General features: G+C 71.6%; 14 protein-coding genes. 6 read left to right on the top strand and 8 right to left on the bottom strand.

Annotated features, from left to right (window positions below; genetic code table 11):
• The first annotated feature begins 115 nt into the window (after nucleotides 1-115).
• On the top strand, nucleotides 116-1,711 hold the full coding sequence (locus OG241_RS38365) for an SDR family oxidoreductase (protein ID WP_405822157.1): 1,596 nt from the start codon (nucleotides 116-118) through the stop codon (nucleotides 1,709-1,711).
• 103 nt (nucleotides 1,712-1,814) lie between these two features.
• Here OG241_RS38365 and OG241_RS38360 read toward each other — a convergent pair whose 3' ends face one another.
• Both OG241_RS38360 and OG241_RS38355 read right to left on the bottom strand, forming a co-directional pair.
• Nucleotides 1,815-2,957 (bottom strand): LacI family DNA-binding transcriptional regulator, encoded by a 1,143-nt coding sequence (locus OG241_RS38360; RefSeq protein ID WP_405822155.1) that lies wholly within the window; start codon nucleotides 2,955-2,957, stop codon nucleotides 1,815-1,817.
• 142 nt (nucleotides 2,958-3,099) lie between these two features.
• Nucleotides 3,100-4,149 carry a hydroxyacid dehydrogenase gene (locus tag OG241_RS38355; RefSeq protein ID WP_405822154.1) on the bottom strand — a complete coding sequence of 350 codons (1,050 nt, stop codon included), beginning with the start codon at nucleotides 4,147-4,149 and terminating at the stop codon, nucleotides 3,100-3,102.
• A gap of 372 nt (nucleotides 4,150-4,521) precedes the next feature.
• On the opposite strand from OG241_RS38355, the gene OG241_RS38350 reads away from it, so the two are divergent.
• From OG241_RS38350 to OG241_RS38340, 3 genes are read left to right on the top strand one after another with little or no spacing between them, the layout of a single operon-like run.
• The gene (locus tag OG241_RS38350) at nucleotides 4,522-5,856 is read left to right on the top strand and encodes an ABC transporter substrate-binding protein (protein ID WP_405822152.1); all 1,335 of its coding nucleotides are present in this window, start codon (nucleotides 4,522-4,524) and stop codon (nucleotides 5,854-5,856) included.
• A gap of 11 nt (nucleotides 5,857-5,867) precedes the next feature.
• Entirely contained in the window at nucleotides 5,868-6,752 is an 885-nt protein-coding gene (locus tag OG241_RS38345; RefSeq protein ID WP_405822150.1) for a carbohydrate ABC transporter permease, read from the top strand.
• Nucleotides 6,752-7,681: a carbohydrate ABC transporter permease gene (locus OG241_RS38340; RefSeq protein WP_405822148.1), complete on the top strand. Its 930-nt coding sequence runs from the start codon at nucleotides 6,752-6,754 to the stop codon at nucleotides 7,679-7,681. Before OG241_RS38345 ends, OG241_RS38340 begins: the two co-directional genes overlap by 1 nt.
• Nucleotides 7,682-7,792: 111 nt before the next feature.
• Here OG241_RS38340 and OG241_RS38335 read toward each other — a convergent pair whose 3' ends face one another.
• A complete protein-coding gene (locus tag OG241_RS38335; protein WP_405822146.1) occupies nucleotides 7,793-9,349 on the bottom strand; it encodes a serine/threonine-protein kinase in 1,557 nt (518 codons plus the stop codon).
• Between the two features lie 130 nt (nucleotides 9,350-9,479).
• Between OG241_RS38335 and OG241_RS38330 the strand changes: the two genes are divergently transcribed.
• Together OG241_RS38330 and OG241_RS38325 are read left to right on the top strand one after the other, a co-directional pair.
• The gene (locus OG241_RS38330; protein ID WP_405822144.1) at nucleotides 9,480-10,220 is read left to right on the top strand and encodes a Mut7-C RNAse domain-containing protein; all 741 of its coding nucleotides are present in this window, start codon (nucleotides 9,480-9,482) and stop codon (nucleotides 10,218-10,220) included.
• 289 nt (nucleotides 10,221-10,509) lie between these two features.
• Nucleotides 10,510-11,553, top strand: a complete 1,044-nt coding sequence (locus OG241_RS38325) for a YbhN family protein (protein WP_405822142.1) — start codon at nucleotides 10,510-10,512, stop codon at nucleotides 11,551-11,553.
• A gap of 586 nt (nucleotides 11,554-12,139) precedes the next feature.
• Here the strand turns inward: OG241_RS38325 and OG241_RS38320 are convergent.
• The 5 genes from OG241_RS38320 to OG241_RS38300 are packed head-to-tail and all read right to left on the bottom strand — an operon-like array spanning nucleotide 12,140 to nucleotide 20,721.
• Entirely contained in the window at nucleotides 12,140-13,279 is a 1,140-nt protein-coding gene (locus OG241_RS38320; protein WP_405822140.1) for a class I SAM-dependent methyltransferase, read from the bottom strand.
• Nucleotides 13,276-14,505: a glycosyltransferase gene (locus OG241_RS38315; RefSeq protein WP_405822139.1), complete on the bottom strand. Its 1,230-nt coding sequence runs from the start codon at nucleotides 14,503-14,505 to the stop codon at nucleotides 13,276-13,278. The genes OG241_RS38320 and OG241_RS38315 overlap by 4 nt, the downstream gene beginning before the upstream one ends.
• The gene (locus OG241_RS38310; RefSeq protein WP_405822137.1) at nucleotides 14,502-15,329 is read right to left on the bottom strand and encodes an alpha/beta fold hydrolase; all 828 of its coding nucleotides are present in this window, start codon (nucleotides 15,327-15,329) and stop codon (nucleotides 14,502-14,504) included. The genes OG241_RS38315 and OG241_RS38310 overlap by 4 nt, the downstream gene beginning before the upstream one ends.
• A 2-nt stretch (nucleotides 15,330-15,331) precedes the next feature.
• Nucleotides 15,332-15,661 carry an acyl carrier protein gene (locus OG241_RS38305; RefSeq protein ID WP_405822135.1) on the bottom strand — a complete coding sequence of 110 codons (330 nt, stop codon included), beginning with the start codon at nucleotides 15,659-15,661 and terminating at the stop codon, nucleotides 15,332-15,334.
• Entirely contained in the window at nucleotides 15,658-20,721 is a 5,064-nt protein-coding gene (locus tag OG241_RS38300; RefSeq protein ID WP_405822133.1) for a beta-ketoacyl synthase N-terminal-like domain-containing protein, read from the bottom strand. Before OG241_RS38300 ends, OG241_RS38305 begins: the two co-directional genes overlap by 4 nt.
• Nucleotides 20,722-20,734 lie beyond the last annotated feature (13 nt).

The raw sequence follows: 20,734 nt of genomic DNA, 5'->3' as shown, positions 1-20,734 counted from the left end.
CTTTTCTGCAGCGCTTCTCTGCGTGGAGCTCGCCGCGACGGGCGTGGTCGTGCCGTTGCGGTCATGATCGGACGGTGGGGTGACGGTGTCGGAGTGAGCTCGTGGAGGCGCGATCGTGGGCACGAGTGAGGAACGGGTCGCGGAGGGGCGCGGGGCCGAGAAGCTGCGTTGTCTGGTCACCGGGGCGTCCGGTTACATCGGTGGGCGGCTGGTGCCGGAGTTGTTGGAGGCGGGGTACCGGGTGCGGTGTCTGGTCCGTTCGCCGGAGAAGTTGCGTGATCATCCCTGGGCGGGGGGTGTCGAGACGGTTCGCGGGGATGTCACCGACCCCGAGTCGGTCGCTGCCGGCATGGGTGGCATCGACGTCGCTTACTACCTGGTGCACGCCCTCGGGTCCGGATCCGGGTTCGAGGGGACCGATCGCCGGGCCGCGCGTGTCTTCGCCGAGGCGGCTCAGGTCGCAGGGGTGCGGCGGATCGTCTATCTCGGGGGGCTGACCCCGCAGGGCGTACCCGCGGACTCGCTGTCCCCGCATCTGCGTTCCCGGGCCGAGGTGGGGCGGATCTTCCTCGACTCGCCGGTGCCGGCGACCGTGCTGCGGGCCGGAGTCGTCATCGGCTCGGGGTCGGCCTCCTTCGAGATGCTGCGGTACCTCACCGAGCGGTTGCCGGTGATGGTCACCCCCAGCTGGGTGCACACCCGTACCCAGCCCATCGGGGTGCGGGACGTACTGCGCTATCTCGTCGGCTCGGCGGCCATGCCGGACGACGTCGACCGGGCGTTCGACATCGGCGGGCCGGACGTGCTGACGTACCGGGAGATGATGTGCCGCTACGCCGCCGTCGCGGGACTGCCGAGGCGGCTCATCGTGCCGGTTCCGGTGCTGACCCCGAGGCTGTCCAGCCACTGGGTCGGTCTCGTCACGCCCGTGCCCGCCGCCCTGGCCCGGCCGCTCACGGAGTCGCTGCGCCACGAGGTCGTCTGCCGCGAACGCGACATCGTACGGTTCGTTCCGGACCTTCCTGGTCGGCCGTTGCCCTTCGACGAGGCACTGGCACTCGCGCTGCGGAGAGTGCGGGAGGCACAGGTCGCCACCCGGTGGTCGTCCGCCGCCCTGCCGGGGGCGCCCAGTGATCCTCTGCCCACGGACCCCGACTGGGCCGGCGGCAGCCTCTACCAGGACGAGCGGCAGCTGTCGGTCGACGCGTCAGGGCAGGCCCTGTGGAAGGTGATCGAGGGCATCGGGGGCGACAACGGCTGGTACTCCTTTCCGCTCGCCTGGGCGGTGCGGGGCTGGTTGGACCGGTTCGCCGGGGGTGTGGGCCTGCGCCGCGGGCGACGCGACGCCGAGCGACTGCGGGTCGGCGACTCGCTGGACTTCTGGCGGGTCGAGGCGATCGAGCCCGGGCGGCTGCTGCGGCTACGGGCCGAGATGCGTCTGCCCGGCCTCGCCTGGCTGGAGATGTACGTGGAGACGGACAGGGAAGGTGAGGGCGGGACCCGTTATCGTCAGCGGGCCCTGTTCCACCCGCGCGGTCTGCTGGGGCACGTCTACTGGTGGTCCGTGTCTCCCTTCCACGCGGTCGTCTTCGGTGGCATGGCCCGCAACATCACCCGGGCGGCCGGCAACGAGGGTCAGCGCCGACCGGGCCCGACGCGGTTCCTCCGGTCGGCATCCCGCGCTCGGCGAGGCCGCTCTCGTGGGCGATGATCACCAGGTGCCGGGAGAGGGATCTCGGCGTTCGGCAGTTCGTGCGTGACCAGCACGAGCGCCTCCTGTTCCCCCTTGGCGAGGCGATCGCAGCGGTTCCCCGTCACGTTCGCTTCTTCCGCCCCCGCCCCGCCCCCGGTGCCCTTACCGACTGCCGGATCACCAGTTGTGTCCCCAGGATCACGTGGTCGCCGCCCGCGGTGCGGCGTTCCCCGTCCAGTGCCAGTCGTACGGCGGTGCGCCCCAGGTCCTCGTACGGCACCCGGAGCGTGGTGAGCGACGTCGACAGGTCGGCCGCGAAGGGTACGTCGTCGAAGCCCATGATCGAGATGTCGCCGGGGACGTCCAGGCCCGACTCCCGCAGGGCCGCCAGTACTCCCGTGGCCACCATGTCCGTGCCCGCGAAAACCGCCGTGAACTCCAGGCCCGCCTTCAGGGCGTCCCGCATCCTGTCGTAGCCCGAGGCGCGGGTGTAGGTACCGGGGATGTCCAACTCCTCGGCGTACGGGACGCCGTGGGCGCGCAGCGCCTGGAGGTAGCCCACCCGGCGCTGTTCCCCGGTGCTCATCGTGGGGTCGCCACCCAGGAAGAGGATGCGCCGGTGGCCCGTGGTGAGCAGGTGGTCGCCCGCCTGGAAGGCGCCGCCCCGGTTGTCGTACTCCACGACCGTGACCGGCAGGTCGCCCGGCAGGGGTGGGCGCCCGCACAGCACCAGGCGGGAGCCGACGGCGTCCAGCGCCCTGGCGTACTCGGCCATGCGTTCGTGGTACGCCTCGTCGAGCACCGCGCCGCCGACGAGGATGACCGCCGCCGCGTGCTGCTCCCGCATCAGCTGGACCAGGTCGTGCTCCCTCTTCTGGTCGCCGTGCGTGGTGCAGACGAGGCTCAGCCGGCCCCGGGCCGCCGCCTCCTGTTCGACTCCGGCGGCCACATCGGCGAACGAGGGGCCGATCAGCTGTTCCATGACGAGGGCGACTGGGCCGGCGACGCCGCCGGACAGGGCCTTGGCGTGCACGTTCACCACGTAGTGCAGTGACTCGACCGCCGCCATGACACGGGCCCGGGTGGCGACGGAGACGGGGTGGCTGCCGGCCAGGGCTCTGGAAACGGTTGCCACCGACACGCCCGCCTTGGCCGCGACATCGCGGATCGTGCTGGGCCGGTCGCCGTCGGCGCCGTTCCGTCTGCGCTTGCCCGAGGGGGCGCGAGGGCCCGGTTTCCGGGCTTCGGTTCCGTTCTCCGTCACGTTCCGACGTTACTGCATCGCCGGTGTGCCGACCGGTGGCTGTGGAGCAACTTCCCCCCTTGCGAATGGAAGCGATTACATTCGCGACTACATCCGCCGTACGCGGACGTTGACGCTGACGCGGCCGAGCCGTGCCCGCCCGTCACGCGCTCCTCGCCAGATCGCTGTGCCGTACCTGGTGGGCTGGCCGCAACCCCGCGTTGAGCAGGGCGAGTTCGTCCACCACCGTCCGGCCCAGTCGCGCGAGTTCGTTGCCCAGGGAGCCGGCGATGTGCGGGGTGAGGAAGACGTTCGGCAGGTCGTAGAGGGGGGAGGCAGCGGGCAGGGGCTCCGGTTCCGTCACGTCGAGTACGGCGCCGAGCCGCCCGGAGACGAGTTCCGCGGTGAGCGCGACGTGGTCCACCAGGGCGCCCCGGGAGGTGTTGATCAGGACGCCGCCGTCGGGAACGAGGGCGAGCCGGTCGCGGTCAAGCATGCGGTACGTCTCCGGGATGTCCGGGGCGTGCAGGGTGACGATGTCGCTGGTGCGCAGCAGTTCCTCCAGGGAGAGGGAGGTCGCGCCGAGCGCCTCGGCCTCTTCGGCGTCCACGTACGGGTCGTACAGCGTGAGCGTCAGCTCGAACGGGCGCAGCAGCTCCAGTACCCGGCGGCCCACCCGCGAGGCCCCGATCACACCGACCCGGCGACCGAGGTTGCCCACGTGGGCGTAGTCGCGGGGAGCCGGGTGGACCCGCTCGCGGCGGAAACGTTCACGCAGGCCGAACGCGTCCTTGCCGGCCAGGAGGACAGCGGCCACGGTGTACTCGGCCACCGGCAGCGCGTTGGCCTCCACCGCGCTGGAGACGGTGAGACCGCGCTCCCAGACGGCGTCGGAGAGCAGGCTGCGGACGCTGCCCGCCGCGTGCAGGACCGTGTGCAGCCTGGGTGCGGCGGCCAGGACGTCGGCGCCGATGTGTGGGCAGCCCCAGCCGGTGATCAGTACTTCCGCCTCGGCCAGTGCGGCGGCGGCCCCGGGGCCGGTGAAGTCCTGGACGACCAGCGTGGGGTCGATCCGTGCCAGCTCCCCCAGCCGTTCCATCAGGGCGGGCGGGAAGAGTTCGGGCAGGTGCACCGGGTCCATCGCGAACAGGGCTGCCGGGAGGTGTGCCGTGGGCACGGAGGACGCGGCGGACATGGGAGGCACGGGGGGCATGGGACTCCTGCTTCGGTGCGGGGAGCACACGGGGGAAACGGGAAGGGGAAGAGGAAAGGGAAAGATGTAAACGTATTCCACGCTAAGACCGGCGCTCCGGGCGGGTCAATGCCCCCGAGGGGAGCGGGATCACGCGGCCTTCACTTTCCCGAACCAATACTGAAGTGGAAACCGCAGGTCAGCGAGGGCAGAACGTAACCCGCGAGCAAGCTGCGCGAAACAGGAGTCTCACGACCTCTTGCTTCTCGGCCGGACGCGGCCTAGCGTCCAGCACGGCAAACGGTTACATACTCGACGGTTCCCCTCCTCCTCGCTCGTGGCGATACCTGGCGACACCTGGCGATTACCTGGTGATACCTAAGGAGCACGCTCATGTCCGTCAGATTCAGGCGCCCCGCACTCGCCGGAGTTGTCTGCGCTCTCGCGCTCACCGTCTCCGCCTGCGGCGGGTCCGGCTCCGGCTCCGGCGACGACGCTTCGGGGTCCTCCGGGCCGGTCTCCCTCGACTTCTGGGGCTGGGCCAACGGTCAGGAGGCGGTCGTCAAGGCGTTCAACGCCTCGCACAAGGACATCCGGCTGAAGTACACCAAGGTGACCGACCAGTTGACGATGCAGAAGCAGCTGAGCAACGCGGTCAAGGCCGACAACGCTCCCTGTCTGCTGCAGAACACCGGTGAGTACGTGACGAGTTGGGTGGCGCAGGGCGCGCTGGCCGACATCACGCGGTACGTCGAGTCGAGCAGGGGCAGGTTCAACCCGGGCTCGTGGGCCGTCGGTCAGGTCCAGGGCAGGACGTACGGCGTGCCCACCGCCTCCGCGCCCGCGTTCACGATCTACCGCACCGACATCTTCAAGAAGTACGGGCTCAAGGCCCCTGCGACCTGGGACGAGTTCATCGCCGCGGGGAAGGTCCTCGACAAGCACGGCGTCAAGATCACCAACTACGCCGGTGAGGACCCGAGCACCGTGGAGGTGCTGGCCATGCAGGCGGGCGCCCACTGGTACTCCATCGACGGTGACTCCTGGAAGGTGGATTTCCAGGACGCCGGCTCCCTCAAGGCGGCGAAGGTGATCCAGGAGATCATCGACAACGACCTGAACTCGAAGCTGTCCTTCGCCGACTACGCGGCCGTGCAGCGCAACTACGACAAGGGTGGCACCGCGACCCGGCAGATCTCCACCTGGCAGATGTCCGGGATGGTGCAGAACTTCACGGACTCCTTCGGCAAGTGGGCGCTCGCGCCGTGGCCGACGTACCAGGGCGAGGCCGCGAAGACGCCGGCCGGCACCAACCAGAGCGGCAACCTGACGCTGGTGTCGAAGCAGTGCGAGCACCAGGAGCAGGCGGCCGAGGCGGCGTTGTGGATGTCCACCGACGCCGGCGCGGTCAGGACCATGGCGAGCCCGGAGACCGGCAGCGGGGTGATGCCGGCGCTGGCCGACAGCGACGCGTACGTGCCCGAGGCGATCTCCGAGAAGCTGCTCGGCTCGAACTACCAGCCTGCCCAGCAGATCGTGAAGGACAGCCTGAAGACCGTGACGACCGACTGGACCTTCGGTCCGGACTGGACCGCGATGTTCTCCGAGATGCAGAGCCAGTGGGGCCAGGTGGTCAGCAAGAAGCAGACGGTCGCCGGCCTCCTGGCGCACATGCAGGAGTGGACGGTCAAGGACCTGAAGTCCCGCGGTATCAACGTCAAGGGCTGAGGCACATCCCGATGATTCGCTCCCTGCGCTGGAAGGGCGCCGCGTTCACGGTGCCCTTCCAGCTCGGCTTCGTCTTCCTCTATCTGCTGCCGATCGGGTACGCCGTCTACCAGTCGCTGTACCACTCGCGGTCCTCGGGGCTGGGCCTGGGTGGCACGACCGACGAGTTCTCCGGCCTCGACAACTATCAACAAGGCCTGACGGACCCGAAGTTCATGGGCTCCGTGCTGCGCGTGGTGCTGTTCGCCTGCGTCCAGATTCCGGTGATGCTGGTGGTCAGCCTGGTCCTCGCCCTGCTCCTGGACACGCTCACCTCACGGGCGGCGAGCCGGTTCCGGATCATGCTGTTGGTCCCGTACATGATCCCGGGCGTGGTCGCGGCGGTCGTCTGGATCAACCTGTACAGCCCGGACGTCGGCCCGCTGACCCCGCTGGGCGACGTGTTCGGTCTCGCCTGGAACTTCTTCGCGCCGGCGATGGTGTGGCCGTCCATCGGCAACCTGCTGACCTGGCACGGCATCGGCTACAACATGGTGATCATCTACTCGGCGCTGCAGGGTGTACCGCGTGAGCTGTTCGAGGCCGCGCGGCTCGACGGCGCGACCGAGTGGCGGGTCGCGCTGAGCATCAAGATCCCGTTCGTACGGGGGGCGTTGGTGCTGACCGGGATGCTCTCGATCATCCAGATGCTGCAGCTCTTCAACGAGCCCGCACTGTTCCGGAACATCACTCCGCAGACGGTCGACGACAGCTTCACGCCGATCATGATCATCTACAACCAGGCGTTCAACGCCGGCAACTACCACTACGCCGCCGCCCTGTCGGTGCTGCTCGCCCTGATCCTGGGTGTCGCCTCCTTCCTCTTCTACCGGCTGACCTCGAAGGAGACCGACTGATGGCCACGACCACGCCCGCGACCACCACCGAGTCGCCGAAACAGTCCCGGTCGTCTGCGGCGCGGCGTCTCAACCGGCCTGATCCCAGGGTGCGTTCGCGCGGCGGGCAGCGGTTCGTCCTGGTCGGACTGGTGCTGGCGAGCGCGTACAGCCTGTTCCCGGTGTACTGGCTGGTCATCGCCGCCACCAAGGACCGTACGGGCCTCTACCAGAGCAACGGCCTGTGGTTCTCCGGCTGGCACCTGTGGGACAACCTGCGTCAGGTGTTCACCTACGAGAACGGTATCTTCCTGCGCTGGACGGCCAACTCGTTCCTGTACGCCGGTGTCGGCTCCGCCGGTGGCACGCTGATCGCCCTCGCGACCGGCTACGGCCTCGCCCGTTTCGACTTCCCCGGGCGCGGTGCGGTGTTCGCGGCGGTGGTGGGCTCGTTCCTCGTCCCGATCGCGCTGCTCACGCTCCCGCTGTATCTGCTGTTCTCGGAGATCGGGCTGGTGGACACCCCGTGGGCGATGCTGATCCCCTGCCTGATCAACCCGTTCAGCGTGTACCTCGCCAAGGTGTACACCGAGGCGACGATCCCCTTCGAGCTTCTGGAGGCGGCCCGCATCGACGGTGCCGGGGAGCTGCGGATCTTCGTCAGCATCGTGCTGCGGATGATGACGACGGGCGGCGCCACGGTCTTTCTGCTCGCCTTCGTCAACACCTGGAACGCCTTCTTCCTGCCGCTGACCGTCCTGCGCGGCGAGAAGAACTGGACGCTCAACCTGGGGCTGTACAACTGGTCCGGCAAACGCGCGGAGTCCGGCATCGACCTCACCTCCCTGGTCCTGACCGGCGCTCTGCTCTCCATCGTCCCGATGGCGATCATGATGATCGCGATGCGCCGCTACTGGCGCACCGGCGTCACCATGGGCGCGCTCAAGTGACGCTGGTTCAGGGCGCTTTGACCTGGCGTTTCGGTCTCCGCGCCCTGATCGTTGCCCTGCTCGTGGCAGGGCAGTGGTGGCCGGTTCCCGGTCAGCGAGTCGGCGCGCGGCTCACGTCCGGGGCCGGAAGTGGGCCCCGGTCGACTCCTCCCCGGTGATCGTGGCCACGCAGCGCAGGACGCGCAGACCGTCGGCGTACTCGGTCTGCGTGGGCGGGAGTACGTCGACGGTCCAGCGGTCCGGGGCGATCTCGCGTGCGTCGCCCTGTCTGGACGCCGCGAGGACCGAGCGCGAGCAGAGTCTGCGGACGTCCGGGTGGTTCTCCAGCTCCCGCTGGTTGTTGGTCATCCCGGTCGACGGGAGCGGGGCTATCGCGAAGGTCTCCCACGGGTGGGACACCAGGCAGTCGGAGCGGTTCACGCTGACGATGCCGACGGTGACGACCATGCCGCCCCAGCATTCGGCCGTGGTGGTGCAGCGGCCGTGCATGCCGGCGACCTCGGCCGCGGGACAGTTCTCGGTCGTCGTCGGTACGCCGAACCCGTCGATCGTGGCTTTCGTCGCCCCGCCCGAAGCGGAGGCGGAGGCGGAGGAGGGGCCAGTGGTGGGCGCGTCCGTCGTCGACGAGGGCAGGTACTGGTACGCCAGCGTCCCGCCCGTACCGACGAGGACCACGGCCACGGCCGCGACGGAGAGCCGCACGCGGACCGTTCTTCCGCGCGGGGAGGCGGCCGGGGGCTGGACGGTGGTCGACAGAGCGGAGGGCGGAACAGCGCCGGGTACAGGGACGGGGACAGCGCCGGGGACGGTAATCGGCACGGAAGTGGCGCCCGTCGGGTCCGCCGGGCCCGCCAGGTCCACGGCGGCCAGCGCGTCCCGGAGCGCTGCCGCGCTCGGCAGCCGGTCGGCCGGGTCGGGGGCCATGGCGTGGCGCAGGACCTCGGTGAAGCGGGGGTGCACTCCGGGGAGGTCCGGCAGGGGCCAGGTGTGCCGGACTATGACCTCCGCGACACCGAGGCTGCCCTCCGCCGGGAAGTGCGGGGGTCTGCCGTGCACCAGGGCGTAGATCGTGGCGGCGAGGGAGTACACGTCCCCGGCAGGTGTGGGTTCGGCCAGCCGGAACGCCTCCGGCGGGGCGTACGCGGGCGTCAACGCCTCGCGGGTGACGGACAGTTCCTGGCCGGGGCGGGGCATCGCGGCCAGCCCGAAGTCGGCGAGGCCGACGTTCCCGTAACGGTCGATCATGATGTTGCCCGGTTTGATGTCTCGGTGCAGTACGCCGTCGGCGTGGGCCGCCGCCAGCGCGTCGGCGATACGTACGCCGATGTCCCGCGCCTCGGCGACCGGGAGCGGGCCCTGCCGCTGGAGGCGGTCGCCGAGCGAACCGCCGGGGCACAGCTCCAGGACCATGTAGGGGTGGCCGTTGTCGAGCACCCCGGCGTCGTGGACGGCCACCACGTGCGGGTGGCCGGACAGTTGGCCCGCCGCGGTGACCTCGCGCAGGAACCGCTGGCGGTCGCGGTCGGTGGCCAGGACGCGGCTGTCCATCTTGAGGGCGACCTCGCGGCCCACGGACAGCTGTCGGGCCCGGTACACGGTGGCGAACCCGCCCTGGCCGAGCACCTCGACGACCTCGTAGCCGGGCACGCCCGTACGTTCGAACTGCATGCTGCCGTACTCCCCCACCAGCGAGGCCGACCGCCCGGTCGGGGTACCGGACCGGGCTGTTGAGAGCGCTGACAGTAGTGCACCGGAAACGGGCGGGCGTTCCCGGCCGGGGCGATGGCATGCTGGCCGCGTGAGCAGACCGGAGATCGTCATCAGTTTCGCCTCTGAGCTGCGGCTTTTCGTCCCGTCCGAGAGACGTGTGGGGCGGACGGCCGTGGTCACCGACGGATCGTCCTCGCTGGGGCACGTGGTGGAGTCGCTCGGCGTACCCCTCACCGAGGCCGGGCGGCTGCTGGTCGACGGCCGGGAGGTGCCGGTGTCGTATGTGCCGGGCGCGGGCGAGACGGTTGAGGTCGGTGCCGTCGTCAGACCGCAGTCGGTGCCGGGGGCGCCGCTGCGGTTCCTGCTGGACGTGCATCTGGGCACGCTCGCCCGCCGGCTGCGGCTCCTGGGCGTCGACGCGGCGTACGAGAACGAGGACATCGGCGACCCGGCGCTGGCCGCGTTGTCGGCGGCCGAGCGACGCGTGCTGCTCTCCCGGGACCGGGGTCTGCTGCGGCGCCGGGAGCTGTGGGCCGGGGCGTACGTCTACAGCGACCGCCCGGACGACCAGCTCCGGGACGTACTCGGCCGCTTCGCGCCCGTCCTCGCACCCTGGACCCGGTGCACCGCCTGCAACGGCCGGCTGTCGCGGGCCGACAAGCAGACGGTCGGCGACCGGCTGGAGGACGGGACCCGGCGGACGTACGACGTCTTCGCCCAGTGTGCGGACTGTGAGCGGCTGTACTGGCGGGGCGCGCACCACGCGCGGTTGGAGGCGATCGTCGAGGGCGCGCTGAGCGAGTTCGGCCCGCACCGCGCCGCCCCTTGAGTCACCGGTGAGTCGCCGGTGAGGGAGGGGCGGGAACCGACGGCGGGGCGAAGGCGTTGAACGGACGCGGTGCGAAGGACGTATTGACAGGAGGCGACAAGGGGAGACTCTGACAGAACGCTTATCAGACATCAGCTGTGTCGCCCGTCCGCCCTCACCCCTTCTCTTCGTGGACACCACCCCGTCACGCGGACTGGGAACGCTCCTGTTGTCCCCCTTGCCTCGCTCTTCATTTCCCCCCGTCCGCCCCCGCAGCGCGTGGGCGCAACGTGGAAGGACGACGCGCGCTGTGTCCTCATTTCCGGTAGTTCCCATAGCTCCGCCCGCTCCGACGGTCCAGTCGCCTCCTCAGGGCATCTCGGACTGTCCCTCACCGGCCTCCCGTGCCCGCCGCTTCCCCGGCGCGCGGCACGCCCGCCGGGTGCTCTGTCTGCTGCCGCTCCTGCTCATCGGGATCTGGGCGGTCGACAACTGGCCGGTCCTGCACGACGGCGCTCTGCGGCTCACCGCGGCCGACCCCGGCTGGCTGGCGATCGGGGCCGCGTTCACGTTCCTGTGCTGGGTGTCCGCCTCGTTCGCCCGGCAGGGGGCGATCCCGGAGCGGCTGCCGCCCGGGCTGCTGCTGGCCTCGCAGTTCGCCGCCGGAGCAGCCAACAACGTCCTCCCGGCCGGTCTCGGCGCCCACGCGGTCACCCTGCGCTTCCTGACCGGCCGTGGCATCCCGCTGGCCCGCGCGACCGCGTCCCTCGCCCTGTACTCGCTGGTCAAACCGGTGGCGAAGCTTCTGCTGATCCTCGCGCTCCTGGCGACCTTCCCGACCTCGTTGACCACGGCCGACGTCCTCCCCGACCAGGGCACACTGCTGCCCATCGTCCTGGGCGTGGCCGGCGCGGTGGCCGTCGTGACCCTGGTGCTGGCCTTCGTACGTCCGTTGCGGCGCCCCCTGCTCAACGGTCTGCGCACCGCCCTGACCGACGCGCGGCGGCTGCACACCCGGCCCGTCCGGGTCGCCGCGCTGTGGGGCGGCGCCGCGGGCTTCTCCCTGTGCCAGGCCGCGGTGCTGGCCTGCGTCGGGGCCTCGCTGGGGCTGCCGATCGCCTGGCCCGACGTGGTCTTCGCCTACCTCGCCGCGAGCGCCGCTGTCGGCGCCGTGCCCGCGCCGGCCGGGATCGGTCCCGTCGACGCGGCCCTGGTGTTCACGCTGGCCGCGATGGGCGCCCCGATGTCCCTGGCCGCCGCGACCGTCGTCGGCTTCCGCGTCCTGACGGTCTGGCTGCCGCTGCTGCCGGGCGCCCTCGTGCTGTCGTTGCTGGTGCGCGCCAAGGTGCTGTGACGCTCCGCTGGGGGTTGCGGTGACCGGGTGTGGTGTGTGGTGTGCGGTCACTGGTGGGGTGATGCGGCGGGGTGATCTGCCGGGGTGCCCTGCCGTGCCGTGTCCTGACGTGCCGTACGCCGGCCTCGCTCGGGCCTGTCGAGCGAGGCCGGCTCCGGGCGCCACCGCGCTTCTACGCCCATACGCGCCGGGGCGCGGTAGCTCGCACCCCGGGGGTGATCCCCCGCGAACCGGCCTCACCCCGGCTCGCACTGGCTAGCCGCGCAAGGCGGACAACGGGCCCGCCCACCCTTCTACGCCCACACGCGCCAGGGCGCGGCAGAACGCACCCCGGCGATGATCCCCGCACACCGGCCTCAGCCCGGCTCGCACTGGCTAGCCGGGCAAAGCCGGCATCGGGCCCGCCCACGCTTCCATGCCTACACGCGCCAGGGCGCGACAGCACCGCACCCCGGGCGGTGATCCCCGCGCACTGTGCTGCCCACCTTGCTCACCCCCGGGCTCGCCGGGCGTGCCCCGCGTCGGCCTGGTTCTATGCCCGGGGGGGCGGGGGCCGCCGGATAGGCCGCTGGTGGCGGTGAGGGTGTCAGTCTCGGCGGGCCACCAGGCGGTATGCGTTGGAGACGCCCAGGCGGTGGGAGATCGGGCGGACGGCGAAGCGGTCCAGCAGGGTGCCCAGGATCAGCGCCGGGACGCCGGCCAGCAGCAGGGCTCCGCGCAGGGTGCGGCGCAGGGCGTTCGGGGGCTGCGGAAGCCATGGGAGGTTGTCGCGCGGGGCGGCGTTGTCGAGGGCCAGCCAGACGGCGGCGAGCAGGTCGACGGGGTCGTGCGGCTCGGCGTGCTGTTCCAGGACCACCGTGAAGCCGAGCTCGGTGAGCCGCTGGCGGAGGTTGTCGACGGGCACGAAGTGCAGGTGCTGGGGCTGGAGCCAGGGCAGCCACCAGCGGCCGAGCAGCCGGGCGTAGCGGCTGTCGGGGTCGGGGACCTCGATCACCAGGTGTCCGCCGGGTCGGATGGCCTGCCGGGCGGCCTCCAGTTCGAGCGGGGGCTCGGTGCTGTGCTCCAGGTAGTGGAACATGCTGACGACGTCGTAGTGGTCGGCCAGTTCGGGGGCCAGCTCGGTGAAGCTGCCCCGGTAGCCGTGCTCGACGCGCCCTGCCCGTTCGGCGAGTTCGGCGCCGTCGGTGAAGTCCAGCCCGTCGAAGGTCGTGCCGGGGTGGACGACCCGGGCCGACTCGCAGAAGTGGCCGTGGCCGGTGCCGACGTCGAGCCAGTTCTTCGGCGCGTCGTCGAAGGGGAGCAGGGCGCGGGCCCGCTGCTCGTACATCTTCGTGCGGCCCGCGAAGGTGTTGCCGAGCTGCTTCTCGCCGAGCCCGTCGTAGAAGTCGCGGTAGTAGAACTCCAGCCCGGCGGCGCTGAGTCGAGGATTCTGGAACGTGTGCCGGCAGTCCTCGCAGCGGTCGAGCACGAACCGTCCGGGCTTGTGCTGGAGCAGGTCGGTGGTCCGCAGCCGGGTCGTGAGCCGGGCCGAGCCGCACCAGGGGCAACTGGTGCGCGGGGGTTCGAAGAAGCGGTCGAGGCCGTGGGCCAGGTCGGTCTGGTAGGTGGGCCGGAGGGCGGCCACCTGCTCGGCACGGCTGGGAACAGCAGGCGCGTCCGCCGTTTCCGGTGCCTCCGGTGCTTCCGCCGCTTTCGGTGTGCTGGTGCCGTGCTCGTCGTCAGTCATACCGTCTCCTTGGCGGGCGCGCCGGTGGCGAGTTGCTCAAGATGGGTGGCCGCCGCCGAGGCACCTCCGGCGGCCCGGAACGCGGTACGGATCCGGCTCGCCGCGAGGCGGTGACCGGGCTCGTGCAGTACGGCGTCGATCGCGGCGCCCAGTTTCGGCGCGGTGACCCGCCCGAACCGCACCCGGATGCCCGCCCCGGCCGCCACGACCTGACCGGCGACCACGGGCTGGTCGTCCCGGATGGGCGCGACGACGAGCGGTACTCCGTGCCAGAGCGCCTCGCACACGGTGTTGTGCCCGGCGTGGCAGACGACGGCGTCGACCCGTTCGAGGAGCGGGAGTTGGGGCACGGAGGGGACGATCAGGACGTCTTTGTCGTCCTCTCCGCCCGGTGCCGGCTCCCCGTCCGGTGCCGGGGTGTTTCCGAGGACGCCCGCCGGATCGACGATCACCGTCTGCATCCGGTCCGCCCGCTCCCGTGCCGTCAGCTGACACTCGGTCAGAAAGCGTGTTCCGACATCGGTGTTGGCGGTGCCGAGGGTGACGAGGACGGTTGCGCGGGCGGGGTCGAGCCAGTCCCAGGGGAAGCCGGAGGGGGCGGGCCGGTCGGCGACGGACGGGCCGACGTAGCGGATCTGGTCGCCCGTGCGGGCGTCCGGTCCGACGAACTCCGGTGTACTGAAGGCGAGTACGAGGTGCGGGGAGAAGCGTGGGTCGGCGGTGCCGGCGGGATCGCCGACGCAGTCCCGGAGGCCCGCGAGCAGCTCGTCCAACCACTCGGCGACCTTGGGCATGCCGGACAGTACGTCGGTGAACTCGGCGGAGGTGGTGGCCGAGGTCGCCCATGGCAGTCCCAGCCGCTCGGCGACGAGGCCACCGGCGAGGGCCTGTTGGTCGGCGACTACGGCGTCAGGCCCGAACTCCCCTACGGCGGCGGCCACTCCGGGGGCCATCTCCTCGGCGAGCGGGGCGAGGAAGTGTTCCCAGAGGAACTTCAGCGCCTCGGGCCCCCGCACGTCCGGCGGCCGTACGCCGTCCCCGGAGCCGGGGACGGGCCCCGCGCACGGGAAGACGGTGACGTCCTCGCCGGCGAGCTTCCGCACGAGTCCCGGATCGGCGCAGACCCAGGCCGACTCGTGGCCGCGCGAGGCGAGTTCGGCGGCGACCCCGACAGCCGGGTTGATGTGTCCGACGAGCGGCGGCACGACGAACAGGAAACGGCTCACCGTGCTTCCGCCCCCGCCAGTGGAACCGGGGCCGCCGCACCGAGGATGAGCGACAGGATGTGCCCGCCGACCGTCCCGGACGCCTCGACGAGCACGGAGTGTTCGTGCCCCGGCACGACGACGGTCCGGCAGTCGGGCAGCACCGACTCCAGCCAGGGCGCGAGTTCGGCGAGGTCCGAGTCACCCCCGTACACACCGAGCACCGGGCAGCGTACGGAACCGGTCTCGTCGTCGGTCAGGACGCGGCTGGCCGGGATGTCCTGGGCGAGGGTCGTCTCGCGGGCCAGCCGGGCGGCGCCCTTGGCGAGACGGGCGGTGTTCTGGCCTCGGTTGGCGGTGATCCAGGCGATGGCGTCGGCCTCGTTGTGGGCGAGTTCGTGACTGACCCGGCCGAGGATGCCGTCGAGTTTGCCCGCCCAGGCGGCGGTCGCCGGTTCCGACTCGATGAGGGAGACGCTGGCGGCCCGCTCCGGGTGCCGGGCGGCATAGCCGAACGCGACTGTCCCGCCGTAAGAGTTGCCGACGAGATGGACCGGGCCGGTCACCTCCAGCCGGTCCAGGAGGGCCTCCAGGTCGTCGATGTTGTCGTCGAGGGTGTAGCCGGTGGCGGGGCGGCTGGAGCGGCCGTGGCCGCGCAGGTCGTACATGACGACGTCGATGCCGGAGGCGGCGAACGCCGGTGCCACGGTGAAGTAGTAGCTGGCCAGACTGTCGGTGAGCAGGCCGTGAACGAGGACGGCGGTCGCGGCGACCGGCCGTCCGTCGCGCGGGCCGATGCGCTGGACGTGCAGCCTGACGCCACCGCCGATGTCGACGTGTCCCATGGTCAGCCCGCCTCCGCCGCTTTGAGACTGGCGACTACGTGCTCGACGAGCCGGCCGACGGTGAGTTCGATGATCTCGTCGAAGTCCATGTCGGCCAGGAACTCCGCGAAGTTGACCCGGTTGCCGTACTTCTCCTCCAGCATCCCCGCCAGAGTCACCAGGTCGATGCTCTCCAGCTCCAGGTCGCGGTTGAAGGTGGTGTCCATCCGGATCTCGACGTCGTCGAAACCGTACTCGTCGAGGAGGGCCGTGAGCATGCCTTTGATGTCGGCGAGCACCGCCTCCTCACTGACGACACCGGCTGTGGTCGTGTGCCCGTTGAGGCTGGTCATCGCTCCAACTCCCCTTGTTCTGACGCTTGTTCTGACGCTTGTTCCGCTGCGACTTCTTCGGCCGGTCCGGTTGTCCAGGCCACGACGTACTCCCGGTCCGGCAGTCCGGGGGGATTGCCGGTCTGTTCGCAGTGCACGGTGTAGGCAGGCGCGAGCCGCCCGGAGACCGTGAGGCGGGCGCCCTCGTCCTTGGACTCCCGCACCACGAAGTCCCTTGGCCGACCGCCGAATCCGGTCCCCTCCGCCTTCGCGACCGCCTCCTTGGCGGCCCAGAAGCGGGTGAACCAGAGCGCCTCGGACTCGCCGGTGGCGGCCGACCGGGTGCGCAGGAGGGCGAGTTCGGCCGGGGTGAGGGCGGTGGTCAGGGTCGAGGCGTCCCGGTCGACGACCTCCTCGATGTCGATCCCGGGGGCGGATCCGGGCCGGTGCGGCCGTACGATCGCCACGCCCGCCTCGGCACAGTGGGCGAGCGAGACGTCCAGCGGGGGCAGGGTCCGGCCGTGCACCCCGGTGACGTACGGCCGCCCGGTCGCGTCGTTGTGCACCCGGATCTCCGCCGGGAACACGTCCCCCTCGCCCTCCCGTTCCCAGAGCCACCGGCGCACGGCGTCCTTGGCGGCGATCCGGCCGAGCAGCCACTGCCTGCGACCGCGCGGGGCGTGTCGCTCGTACTGCGAACGCTCATCCCCACCAAGGGAGTTGCGCATGATGAGGTCGCGCGAGGCGAGGTCGGGCCAGCGTTCGTTGAGGAGCACCCAGCCGCCCGGCCGGGCCTGAGAGAGGGTGTTGCGTTCGGGGAAGCGTTCGACGGGCCTGGTCTGCGGGTCGTTGTCGAAGCGCCGGTCCTGCCAGCCGCTCAGCTCGGCCCAGACCTGGCCACCGACGGTCAGTTGGACGTCCGCTTCGAGGACGGTGTCGGTGAGCGAGGTGATCCGCACGAAGCAGTCGACGTCGGTGCCGGGTTCGGGGTGCGGCCCGTAGAACCTCATCGTTCGCATCCCGACGGGGAACACGACCGTCCGCTCGGTGCGTGTCGCCATGATCCAGTACCCGAGGATCTGCCCGACGTTGTCGAGGAGCGAGCCGGGCGCGGGCGGGGTCGTGATGACTCCCCTGACGTGCGCGTCGCCCAGCGCGGTGAGTTCGGTGACCCCCTGGAACGCCGGGCCGTGGAACATCCAGCGCTCGGCGTAGAGCTGGGCGGCGGTGTGGTCGGGGGTGCGTTCGGTGGCGGGGGTCGTGGGCCAGGGGGTGGGGCGGGCCGTCGACTCCGGGTAGCTGTCGGCGAGTTCGATGGTGGCGCGGGCTCGGGGGCCGAAGGAGACGGCGTGGTGGGTGGGGGTCGCGGGGACGGGGGTGACGGTCACGTCCACGTCGACGGGCGGGGTCGCCGTGAGCCACTGGTCGAAGCGGGCGCCGTGCACGGCTGTGGGCACGGATGCGGGTACGGCCACGGCTCGGGTTCCGGGGTGCGTCTGCGCCGCCGAGCGCTGGGCCGCTTCCATCATGTGCTGCACGATCGTCGTCGCCGGGACCACCGGCCACCGGTCGGCCACGTCCGGCCAGCCGGGGCGCTGCGGGAAGAAACAGTGGTCGAGGAGGTACGGCATGGTGTCCGGCGAGACGCGGACCGTGGTGCGCCAGGGGGGTGGGGCGGCCTGGGCGGTGGCGGGCGTGACCTCGGCCGGAGCGGCTGGGGGCGTGATCCCGGCCGGACCGGCAGGGACGGCGCCCCCGGCGGATCCGGCGGAGCCGCCCGATCGTCGAGAAGCCTCCCTGGCGGAGCCGCCCGGCCTCTGTGCGGTGCCGCCCGCGTAGGCCGCGGCGGAGCCCGGTCGGCGCTGGCCCGCGCCGATCAGTTCGGCGGCGGTGTCGGCCGTCTCCCGTAGCAGGGCGCCGAGTTCGGCGGCGGCCGGGAAGCGGGCCGCAAGTGCGTCCAGCGGCGACGCGGGCCCGGCGCTCGGGAGGGCGGCGCCTCCGAGTGTCCGCACGATGCCCAACGCCTGAGCCGCACCGGCCTGTTGTGCTGCCACGGGGGCCGAGGCGGTGACCCGCGACGGACCGGCACCTTGCGGCGCCGCGGCAGCCAGGACCCCGGTGGCCGAAGAACCCAGCTCCGCCCGCAGTCGCGTGAGCGTCCCCTCGTCGAGGGAGACGAGGGCGGCACCCAGGTCGAGGTGGACGGGCGGGCGGGTGGATGGCCGGCCCCTCCGCACGGAGGCCGGCGTGTCGGCCGGTGCCGTGGAGCGGTCGGAGGGGCCGGCGGCACGGGGTGCCGGGTCGCCGGCGGTGCCGGCGATATCGGCAATGGCTGCGGCGGTGGCGGGAGTGCGTGGAAGCGCCGGTGATGTCGTTCGGCCCGAAACCCACAACGCCGTTGCCACGCGCCGGAGTTGTGCCAGGCCACCGCGATGCGGGGAGTTCGCGGCGACGACCAGATGATCGCGCCCGGACAGCGTGTCGCCGATGAGGGAGCTGAGTTGACCGGTGCCCACCTGGATGAAGGTCCGGTGTCCGGCCGCGTACATCGCCTCGACCAGCTGCCGGAAGCGCACCGGCTCCAGCAGATGCCGTACGAACAGCTCACGCACCGCCGACTCGGCCGCCGGGAAGGGCGCCGCTGTCGTCCCCGACCAGACGGGGACCGTCGGCCGCTGGAGCCGGAAGCTGCTCGCGGCCTGCTCGATGGGGGCCAGGTAGGGCGCCAACATCGGTGTGTGGAAGCCGGATTGGAAGGGCAGCACCTGGCTCAGCACACCCCGGGCACGGAACGCCCGGACGAACGCCTCGACCGCCGTGTCCGGACCGCACACCATGGACTGGCCCGGCGCGTTGTCGTGCGAGAGCACGATCCCGGCGTCCGCCCAGTCTTCTTCGGCAAGCGCCGCGAGTACCCGTTCGGCGGGCGCGCCGAGTGCCCCGAAGGCCAGCCCCGGCACACTGACCGTGTCGGGGTCGAAGGTCGCCATGAAGGCGCCGACCTCGTCACCGTCGTACAGTCCGGCAGCCACCATCGCCGTCCACTCGCCGACGCTGTGCCCGGCCACCGCGTCGGGGACGACGCCCATACGGCGCAGTGCCCCGTCCAGCAGCAGTCCGACCCCGACGACCCCGAACCCGTGCCGGCCCACGTCTCCGACCTCGGCCCGTTCACCGGCCGGCAGGACGTCGGTGAGACCGAAGTGGGCGGCGATGTCGTCTACGCGGGGCTCGAAGTCGCCTTCGAGGCCGGGGAAGACGAAGGCGAGGCCCCCCAACTCCCCCATTCCGTCCGCTTGTAGCGGTTCGGGCCGGAACCAGACGTCGCTACGGCCCTGCCACGACCGTCCCTTGGCGACGGCTCGGCGCGCCAGAGTGAGCCGCTTGGCCGTCGGATCGACGATGCCGAGCCGGCTGCGTCCGGCCCGTGGGTCCGGACGGGTGGCGTCGAGTCCGGCGGCGAGTACGGAGGCGTCGTCCGTGTCGAGGAGGGCGGCGAGGGCCTCGGGGGTGTCGGCGGCGAGCAGCAGGACGCGCTCGGGCTCGGCGACAGAGACCGTCGGCGCGGGGGAAGGCGCCGGGCAAGCGGTCGCCCTCGCACGCGCCCCGGGCGCCTCCTCCAGCACCACATGGGCGTTGATCCCGCCGAACCCGAACGCGTTGACCGCCGCCCGTCGTACCGGTTGCTCGGCCGTGGTCTCCCAGGGCGCGGCCCGGTCCAGGGGGCGGAAACGGGTGGCCGCGAGGGCCGGGTTCGGGTCGTCGCAGTGGAGGGTGGGCAGGAGCATGCCGTGGTGGACGGCGAGGGCGGCCTTGACGAGGCCCGCGACGCCGGCGGCGGGCATGGTGTGCCCGATCATCGACTTCACGGACCCGATCACCGCCGTACCGGCGCCACCCGCGCTCCCTGCGTCTCGCGGCCCGAACACCTCGGCCAGTGTGGCCAGTTCGGCGTTGTCACCGGCGGGGGTCGCCGTGCCGTGGGCCTCCAGGAGGCCGATGGAACCGGGCTGGGCGGGGTCGAGTCCGGCAGCCCGCCAGGCCTGGCGTACGGCGTGGGCCTGGCCGCCGGGGTCGGGGTTGACGAGCCCGGCGGCGCGGCCGTCGCTGGCCACGCCGGTGCCCCGGATGACGGCGTAGATGCGGTCCCCGTCGCGCTCGGCGTCCGCGAGGCGCTTGAGGACGACCACGCCGGTGCCCTCACCGACCAGGATGCCGTCGGCGCCCCGGTGGAAGGGGCGGATGCGCTGGCTGGGCGAGAGGGCGCGCAGCTGCGAGAAGACACTCCACAGGGTGATGTCGTGGCAGTGGTGCACTCCGCCGGCCAGCATCACGTCACAGCGCCCTGAGGCGAGTTCGTTCACCGCCTGGTCCACAGCCACCAGCGAGGAGGCGCAGGCCGCGTCCACGGTGTACGCCGGTCCGCGCAGGTCGAGGCGGTTGGCGACCCGGGAGGCGGCGAGGTTGGGCACGAGCCCGATCGCCGACTCAGGGCTGTCGGGACCGAGGCTGTCGGTGAACGCCGTACGGATGCTGTCGAGTTGGTCGGAGTCCAGGTCGGGCAGCAACTCGCCCAGTGTCCGCACGAGTTGACCGGCGGTGCGCACGCGCTGGTCGAGTCGGACGAGGCCGGGGGTGAGGTAGCCGCCCCGGCCCAGGATCACCCCGACGCGGTGCCGGTCGGGCAGCCAGCTGTCCAGCTCCCCGCGATCCTTGCCTCCGCCTCCGCCCGCACTGGCGTCGGCGAGAGCGGCGGCGGCCACGTTGAGCGCGATGAGCTGGTCGGGCTCGGTTCCGGAGACGGAGTTCGGCATGATCCCGAACCGGGTCACCTCCACCTCCGCCAGCCCGTCCACGAACCCGCCGCGCCGGCAGTACACCTGGTCGGCGACGGCACGGCCACCGGCGGAGTCGGGCCGGTAGTAGGCGTCGGCGTCCCAACGCCCTTCCGGAACCTCGGTGATGGCGTCCGTGCCGGCGAGCAGGTTCCGCCAGTAGGTGTCGAGGTCGGCGGCGCCGGGCAGCAGCACGGACATGCCCACGATGGCCACCGGGGTCGACGTACCGACGGGCCCGCGCACTGCTTGACGATCT

This window comes from Streptomyces sp. NBC_01390 (genome assembly GCF_045040105.1).
Classification (GTDB): domain Bacteria; phylum Actinomycetota; class Actinomycetes; order Streptomycetales; family Streptomycetaceae; genus Streptomyces.
This window is presented reverse-complemented; position numbering and strand designations above follow the sequence as displayed.

Bases quoted from the DNA above. Each gene is read 5' to 3' on its own strand.
- OG241_RS38345 (WP_405822150.1), top strand. From the start codon at position 5,868: ATGATTCGCTCCCTGCGCTGGAAGGGCGCCGCGTTCACGGTGCCCTTC.
- OG241_RS38310 (WP_405822137.1), bottom strand. From the start codon at position 15,329: ATGGGACACGTCGACATCGGCGGTGGCGTCAGGCTGCACGTCCAGCGC.
- OG241_RS38320 (WP_405822140.1), bottom strand. From the start codon at position 13,279: ATGACTGACGACGAGCACGGCACCAGCACACCGAAAGCGGCGGAAGCA.
- OG241_RS38305 (WP_405822135.1), bottom strand. From the start codon at position 15,661: ATGACCAGCCTCAACGGGCACACGACCACAGCCGGTGTCGTCAGTGAG.
- OG241_RS38340 (WP_405822148.1), top strand. From the start codon at position 6,752: ATGGCCACGACCACGCCCGCGACCACCACCGAGTCGCCGAAACAGTCC.
- OG241_RS38355 (WP_405822154.1), bottom strand. From the start codon at position 4,149: ATGCCCCCCGTGCCTCCCATGTCCGCCGCGTCCTCCGTGCCCACGGCA.
- OG241_RS38335 (WP_405822146.1), bottom strand. From the start codon at position 9,349: ATGCAGTTCGAACGTACGGGCGTGCCCGGCTACGAGGTCGTCGAGGTG.
- OG241_RS38350 (WP_405822152.1), top strand. From the start codon at position 4,522: ATGTCCGTCAGATTCAGGCGCCCCGCACTCGCCGGAGTTGTCTGCGCT.